This is a genomic window from Streptomyces sp. NPDC059455, from assembly GCF_042750115.1.
In the GTDB taxonomy this organism is placed as follows: Bacteria; Actinomycetota; Actinomycetes; order Streptomycetales; family Streptomycetaceae; genus Streptomyces; species Streptomyces endocoffeicus.
In genome coordinates, this window is record NZ_JBHYVB010000095.1 from 19,309 (window position 1) to 26,226 (window position 6,918).

Sequence of the window (6,918 nt, forward strand, 5' to 3'; positions counted from 1 at the left end):
CTGCCCGCCGCCTACCCGGCGGGGGGGGGGGCGGGGGCGGGGAGCCGGGGGGCCCGCGCGCCCGCCCCCCGGGGACCGCCACCCCGGGGGCCCGACGCCATTCCGGACGTCCCCGGGCCCGAATCCGGGCCCGAATCCGGACGTGTATCCGGACGCGAACCCGGCCCCGGGCCCGCGTCGGGATCCGTCCCCCGACCCCGCCCCGGGGACGATCAACCGACGAGCCCGGACGCGCCCCTCCCGACCCCCGCTCCCGCCCCGCCCGCTCAACTCCCGGCGGACGTCCACGGCTTCACCGGCCGATCGGCCGAGCTGACCGCGCTCGACCGGCCCTGGACCGGGGACGAGCGGCCCGACGGCCGGGCGCCCGGACCCGCGACCATGACGATCTCGGTGATCTCCGGAACCGCCGGCGCCGGGAAGACCGCGCTGGCCGTCCACTGGGCGCATCGGGCGCGCGACCGGTTTCCCGACGGGCAGCTCTACGTCAATCTGCGCGGCTACGACCCGGACCGGCCGCTGTCCTCCGGGGACGCACTCACCCGCTTTCTGCGCGCCCTGGGGCTGAGCGGTCGGCACATACCTCTCGACCCGGACGAGCGGGCGAGCCGCTATCGCACCGAGATGGCCGACCGCCGGATGCTCGTCGTGCTCGACAACGCCCTCTCGGTCGAGCAGGTGCGCCCGCTGCTGCCGGGCACGCCCTCCTGCGCGGTGCTGGTGACCAGCAGGGACAGCCTGGCCGGTCTGGTGGCGCTGCACGGCGCCCAGCGGATCGAGCTCGGCCCGCTGCTCCCCGCCGAGGCGATCGCGCTGCTGCGCCTGCTCATCGGCGACCGGGCCCAGCAGGACCACACCTCGTCCGCCGTGCTGGCCGAACAGTGCGCACGGCTGCCGCTGGCGCTGCGGGTGGCGGCCGAACTGGCCGCCGCCCGCCCGGGAGTGCCCTTGTCCGAGCTGGTGGCGGAGCTGAGCGACCAGCAACGGCGGCTCGAGTTGCTGGACGCCGGCGGGGACTCCCGTGCCACCGTGCGGTCGGTGTTCTTCTGGTCCTACCGTCATCTGCCTTCCGCGGCCGCCCGGACGTTCCGGCTGCTCGCCCTGCACCCGGGGCCGGACTTCGGCGTCCACGCCACCGCCGCCCTCACCGGCGAGGACGTGGACCGGGCCGGCCGCCGGCTCGCCCTGCTGACCCGGGCCCATCTGGTGCAGTCCGCCGGACCCGGGCGGTACGCCATGCACGACCTGCTGCGCGCCTATGCGGACCGTCTGTCGCTCACGTACGACAAGGAGGAGGACCGCCGAGCGGCGGGCACCCGCCTGCTCGACCACTACCTGGCCGGTGCCACCGTGGCGATGGACACGCTCTACCCCGCCGAGCGGCACCACCGCCCCGGCACCGCTCCCACGGCGGCATCGGTCCCGCCGATGCGGGACCAGGCCGCGGCCCGGGCCTGGCTGTCCGCCGAGATCCCCGTCATGAGTTCGGTCTGTGCCCTGGCCGCGGACGGGCACCGGGCCGGATACGCCGTGGGCCTGGCCGCCGTGCTCTTCCGCCACCTGGACGGCGGCCACCACATGGAGGCGCTGTCGTTCCACACCCACGCGCTGCGCGCGGCCGAGCACATCGGTGACCGGGCCGGCCAAGCCCACGCGCTGACCAACCTCGGCGTCGTCCACTGGCGGCTCGGCACGTACCGATCGGCGGCCGTCCATCTGCGGCAGGCCCTGATCCTCCATCGCGCGTCGGGCGACCGGGCGGGCCAGGCCCGTACGCTGTCCAACCTGGGCAATGTGCACTGGCGGTCGGGCGACCATCCGTCCGCCGCGCGACTCCACCAGCAGGCCCTGTCGCTGTACGAGGAGTTGGGCGACCGGGTCGGCCAGGCCCGCACCCTGACCAACCTCGGCAATGTGTGCCAGCGCCGGGGGGAGTACGACCTGGCCGACGCCTATCAGCGCCGGGCACTGGAGCTGCACGGCGTGACGGGCGACCAGATCGGCCGGGCCCGCACGCTGACCAACCTCGGCGCTGTGCGGCTCCACCAAGGCCGTTACGAGGCGGCGGCCGACCACCATGGTCAGGCCCTCGAGCTCTTCCGCCGGTTCGGCCACCACGGGGGCCAGGGATACGCGATGACCGGCCTGGGGGATGTCTATCTGCGGCAGGGGCTGCCTCTCGTGGCCGCCGATCACCACCGGCAGGCCCTCCGCCTGTTCCGTACGATCGGCGAGCGTTACGGCGAGGCGTCCGCGCTCAACGGCCTGGGTGAGGCGCTGCGCGGGGCCGGACGTCCGGACGAAGCCGTCGTCTACCACGTCAGGGCCGAGGCGGTCGCGGCGAGCACCGGTGAGCGCGACGAGCAGGCGCGCGCCCGGCTCGGCGCGGCGCTGGCCCGGGGCGACAGCGACGCCGCCGACGCGTCCCCCACCTTGCGTTAGCCCTGCGTCGACCCCTCCCGTCCCCCGGCCGCCCCTTCGGTTCAGACGAGAAGCTGACGTCCGGCCAGTTCCCGGTACAGCGGCGAGGCGTCGAGGAGTTCGGCATGGGTACCGCGGGCGACGACCCGGCCCTCCTCGAGTACGACGATGAGGTCGGAGCGGACGATCGTGGCCAGCCGGTGGGCCACGACCAGCACCGTGCGGTTGACGGAGACGGAGTCGATCGCCTCGGCCAGAGCGGCCTCGTTGCGGGCGTCGAGGCTGGCGGTCGGTTCGTCCAGCAGGAGCAGCGGTGGCGCCGCCAGGAGCACGCGGGCGATGGCCAGCCGCTGGCGCTCGCCGCCGGAGAGCAACACTCCGCCGTCCCCGACCTGGGCATCCAGCCCCTGGGGAGTGCGGTGGGCGAGACCGCACAGGTTCACGGTGGCGAGCACGCGCAGCAGGGTGGCGTCGTCGGCGTCGGGCGCGCCCAGCAGCAGGTTGTCCCGCAGGCTGCCGGCCAGCGCGGGCGCGTCCTGTTCGACATAGCCGAGCTGGCCGCGCAGTACGGAGAGCGGCAGTTCACGGGCGTCGACCCCGTGGAGGCGGACGGCGCCCGCCGTGGGCTCGTAGAACCGCTCGGCGAGGGCGAGCAAGGTGCTCTTGCCCGCGCCGGAGGGCCCGACGAGCGCGACCCGGAAGCCCCGCGGGATGTCCAGGCTGACGCCGCGCAGCACCGGTGTGCCGTCGGGGTAGTCGAAGTCCACGTTCTCGAAGGCGAGGGCCGGCCGGTGCGCCGGGCCGACGGGGACAGGACGGTGGACGGCCACGGAGCCGGCCCGGGGTTCGGTGGGCAGGGCCCGCACCTCCTCGATCCGGGCGAGCGCCCCGAGCCCGGCCTGGAAGGTGGTGTACGCCTGCAGCGCCTGGGCCATGGGCTGTACGAACAGCAGGAGATAGAGGACGAACGCGACGAGGTCCGCCACGTCCACCGCACCCGATGCCACGCGGGCGCTGCCGTAGCCCAGCACGGACAGCAGGGCCGTCTGCATCGCGACATTGGTCAAGGGGGTGGCCAGCGACTCCAGGCGGGCCACCCGGAGCCCGGCTTCGTAGGCGGCCGCCGCACTCCGCCCGACCTGCGCGGCCTCACGTTCCTCGGCGCGGGCGGCTCGGATGGTGCGTACCGCGGTCAGCGCCCGCTCGACGGAGGCCGTCATGGCGCCCACGGCCTGCTGCGCCTGGCCGCTCAGGTGCCGGACGCGGCGCGAGACCGTGGCCACGGCGACGACGCCGGCCCCCACCGACAGCAGGGTCACCACCAGCAGTGGCGGATCGATGCTCCCCATCAGGACCACGGCACCGAGGGCGACCACCACGCCCGAGCCCAGGTCCACCAGCCCGCCGGTCACCACGGACCGCAGCAGAGTGGTGTCGGCGCCCACCCGGGAGATCAGGTCTCCGGTGCGCCGCCGGTCGAACTCCCCGACCGGCAGCCGCAGCAGAGTCTCCACCAGGGTGCGGCGGGCCATGAAGACCACGCCCTCCGCGGTGCGCTGGAGCAGATAGCGCTGGACTCCTTCCAGGGCCGCGGCCGCCACCACGACACCGACCAGGAGGGCGAGGGCGGTGCCGAGACCGGAGCCCCCGCTCGCCGCCCCCAGCGTCCGCTGGACCAGCAGCGGCTGGGCGAGGGCCGCTGCCGCCGAGACCAGGGACAGCCCCATGACCGCCAGCAGCGGGCCGCGGTGCGGGGCGAGGTACGGCCACAGCCGGGACGGCCGGTGGCCGGGTGCGCCGCTCACGAGGTGAGCCCCCGCCGCGGCCCGGACGCCGTCGGAGCGTCCGTCAGATGGGCGGAGCCGATGCGCTGGAGTACGCGATAGCCCACGGTGACGTCCTGGTTGTCGTTGAGCACGATGCCGTGGATCTCGGTCCAGGCATGGAAGGTGTCCTTCTCGAACGTGCTGGTCAGCGCCCTGGCCACACAGACCTCGGCGGGCAGTCCCAGAGCCGACACGCAGCGGGCCAGGGCCAGGGAGCGGGGCAGGCAGTCCGCCCGGGGCAGCAGGATCCGCAGCACCGACTGGGACCAGAACACCTGTCGTCGGGCCAGGAGGACGCTCACGTCCGGGTGGAGTTCGCGCGGACGCCAGGCGCCCGGGGCCGGCCGGGCTCCTTCGAGGAGCAGGCGGGCCCCGCTCCAGCCGCGACGGCGGTAGGTCCACGCCGTGACGGCGGTGGCCCGGAGCGCGCGCAGCCGTAACAGCGGTGGCACGCCCGGCGGCGCCGCGTCCGGGACGGGGTCCGTCAGGAAGAACTCCCAGTCCGCCAGGGGCTTGGTGAGGGCTCTCACGGTCGCTCCTCCGCGGCGGGGGCGAGCAGACCGTGCTGGGCGAGCTGGTGCGCGAGGGTGGTGACGCCGGCTTCGAGGGTGCCGCTCGGTGCCTCCACCAGTTCCCCGAGGTGAGCGACCACCTCGTCGAGGGTGCCGAACCGCAGGGCGGCACCGAGCATCAGCGTCGCGGTCGCGTTCAGGGCCAGGTAGACGTCCTTACGGGTGTCGAGGATCACCCCGGCCTCGTCGGTCGGATCGAAGACGGCGTGGTCGGCCAGGCGCAGCAGAGGGGGAGCGGGGTTCACGGTCGTGGGGTCCTTCCCTCGTAGTGACGCAGGAAGATCTCGGTCATGGCGGCGTGGACCAGCGTCTCGGCGTTGCGGCGCCTGCGGTGCGGGTCGGTCAGCACCTCGGCCAGCCGCTCCGGGTTCACCACACCCATGCGGACGAGCCGGGAGTCGGGCCCGCCCATCAGCTCATGGAAGACGCCTGCGTCGGCCAGGGCGCGGTGTTTGTGCGCCGAGGACATCCACAGGCGTCCGTACCGGCGCCATACGGGCGCGGGCAGCCGGGTGGACAGCAGCAGCCGGAGCACCGGCTTGGTGATCACCTGCCCCTGGTAGGGGATCATCCGATACGCGTCGGGCATCCGCGCGGCCAGCCTGCGCAGGTCCCGGGAGCCCAGGGGGTCGCACATCATGATTCCGCGCGGCCGCCATGACGTCAGATGCGCGCAGGCGTCCTTGACCGAGTAGTCGTCCTCGGCCGGTACGTCCGCGAACGGATCGTCCGGGACGCCCGGCACGGGTTCGAGGAAATCCGTGGCCCGGGCGAGGCCGCCGCCGGACCGGATGTCATCGAACAGCGAGCGGGACCGGGAGGCGGTGCGGACGATCCGCGGGAGTTCCCAGCGGGAGCTGATCAGACCCGCGCACAGCGCCGCCCTCTCGCGGAACGGGATGTCTCCGGCCAGGGCGTCGTGCAGACCGTAGCGAAGCGGGCCGAACCGCAGGTCGCCGTCCCTGCCCCACACCAGCAGCCTGATGCCGTCGCCGTGCACCCGCTCCGCCAGCTGCTCCAGCCAGGGAAATCCCACATTCAGGAAGGGGTGGGAGAAGGAGCGCTCGCGCGGTGGGAAGTCGCCGTCGTAGCCCGCCTTGACCATCTCCAGCGGAACGGACAGGTGGTCGCAGATCGTTCGCGCGTACGCGGACTCGTCGGCCAGCGGATCGTCCACCACATGGTGGTAGGCCACCACATCGGCGCCGGCCTCGACCAGCGCGCACAGCACGGCCGCCGAGTCCAGCCCGCCGCTGACCATGACTCCGACCCGCCCCGCGCCCACGTACGCCCGGGCCTCCCGCAGCAGCATCTCGTAGGCGAGCTCGGCGTACTGGGCCAGGGGAGTGCGGCGCGGCAGGTCGAGTGGGGTGAGGGCGTCGAAGCGGACGGTGGACAGGGTCGTTCGGTCGGCGACGACGAGCTCGCCGGGGCGCACGGGGGTCAGCCCGTGGTAGATGAAGACCTCGTCGCCGCGACAGCACCGCCAGATGGCCTGCCGGCTGAACTCCTCGCGTTCCCGGTCGAGCAGGTCGGCCGGGTCGGTGGACCACCGCACCACCGGGCCGTCCCTGCGGTACAGCAGCCCCTCGGTGCTGACGAGGTTCCGGAACAGCGTCACCTTGCGCGCGGTCACCAGGGCCCCGCACAGTTCACCGGGCAGCCGCGCGAGTTCTGCATAGCGGCCCTCGCGGACCAGATCCGCGATCCGCCGCTGCCATCCGTCCGTGGCCGGACGGGTCACCGGACCGGACAGCAGCAGATGCTCCCCGGGGCCGGTCTCCACCGGCTGGGGGGAAGCGTCCGGGGCCGGTCGCCGCACCGCCCGGTGAGGCGTCGGCGGTGTTCCCCGGCCCGCGAACGGCGGGTGGGCGAGCCCGATTTCCGCGTCGGCGGCGTCGAAATCCACCCGACCGGAGATTCCGAGAAAGTCCCCGACCAGCAACAGAGCACCCCTTTTCACCACATGGTCCAGCCGGTACCTGATGCCCCGCCGCTGTCCGGCGGGGCCGAGCGGCATCCGCTCCCGCCCGAAGGAGGCGGGGGGCGTGGGGGGGGGTTTAGGGCGCCGTATGTGTTGGGGCCGGGGGGGGTGTTTT

5 protein-coding genes are annotated in these 6,918 nt (G+C 74.0%); 1 reads left to right on the top strand and 4 read right to left on the bottom strand.

Annotated elements, in window-relative coordinates:
- The first annotated feature begins 381 nt into the window (after positions 1 to 381).
- Positions 382 to 2,442, top strand: coding sequence for an ATP-binding protein (locus ACFXB5_RS29575; protein WP_385213260.1), 2,061 nt, complete (start codon positions 382 to 384; stop codon positions 2,440 to 2,442).
- Positions 2,443 to 2,483: 41 nt separating this feature from the next.
- On the opposite strand, the gene ACFXB5_RS29580 is transcribed toward ACFXB5_RS29575, so the two are convergent.
- Genes ACFXB5_RS29580 through ACFXB5_RS29595 form a run of 4 tightly spaced genes read right to left on the bottom strand, consistent with a single transcriptional unit; the run spans position 2,484 to position 6,839 of the window.
- Complete coding sequence (locus tag ACFXB5_RS29580) at positions 2,484 to 4,226, bottom strand: ABC transporter ATP-binding protein (protein WP_385213262.1); 1,743 nt, start codon at positions 4,224 to 4,226, stop codon at positions 2,484 to 2,486.
- Positions 4,223 to 4,777, bottom strand: coding sequence for a lasso peptide biosynthesis B2 protein (locus ACFXB5_RS29585; RefSeq protein WP_385213265.1), 555 nt, complete (start codon positions 4,775 to 4,777; stop codon positions 4,223 to 4,225). The genes ACFXB5_RS29580 and ACFXB5_RS29585 overlap by 4 nt, the downstream gene beginning before the upstream one ends.
- A complete protein-coding gene (locus ACFXB5_RS29590; protein ID WP_385213268.1) occupies positions 4,774 to 5,064 on the bottom strand; it encodes a PqqD family protein in 291 nt (96 codons plus the stop codon). The genes ACFXB5_RS29585 and ACFXB5_RS29590 overlap by 4 nt, the downstream gene beginning before the upstream one ends.
- Positions 5,061 to 6,839 carry an asparagine synthase-related protein gene (locus ACFXB5_RS29595; RefSeq protein ID WP_385213271.1) on the bottom strand — a complete coding sequence of 593 codons (1,779 nt, stop codon included), beginning with the start codon at positions 6,837 to 6,839 and terminating at the stop codon, positions 5,061 to 5,063. Before ACFXB5_RS29595 ends, ACFXB5_RS29590 begins: the two co-directional genes overlap by 4 nt.
- Positions 6,840 to 6,918: the final 79 nt, after the last annotated feature.

What these genes read in the sequence shown, in the direction of transcription:
- ACFXB5_RS29595 (WP_385213271.1), bottom strand. Translation starts at nt 6,839, where the DNA reads ATGCCGCTCGGCCCCGCCGGACAGCGGCGGGGCATCAGGTACCGGCTG.
- ACFXB5_RS29575 (WP_385213260.1), top strand. Translation starts at nt 382, where the DNA reads ATGACGATCTCGGTGATCTCCGGAACCGCCGGCGCCGGGAAGACCGCG.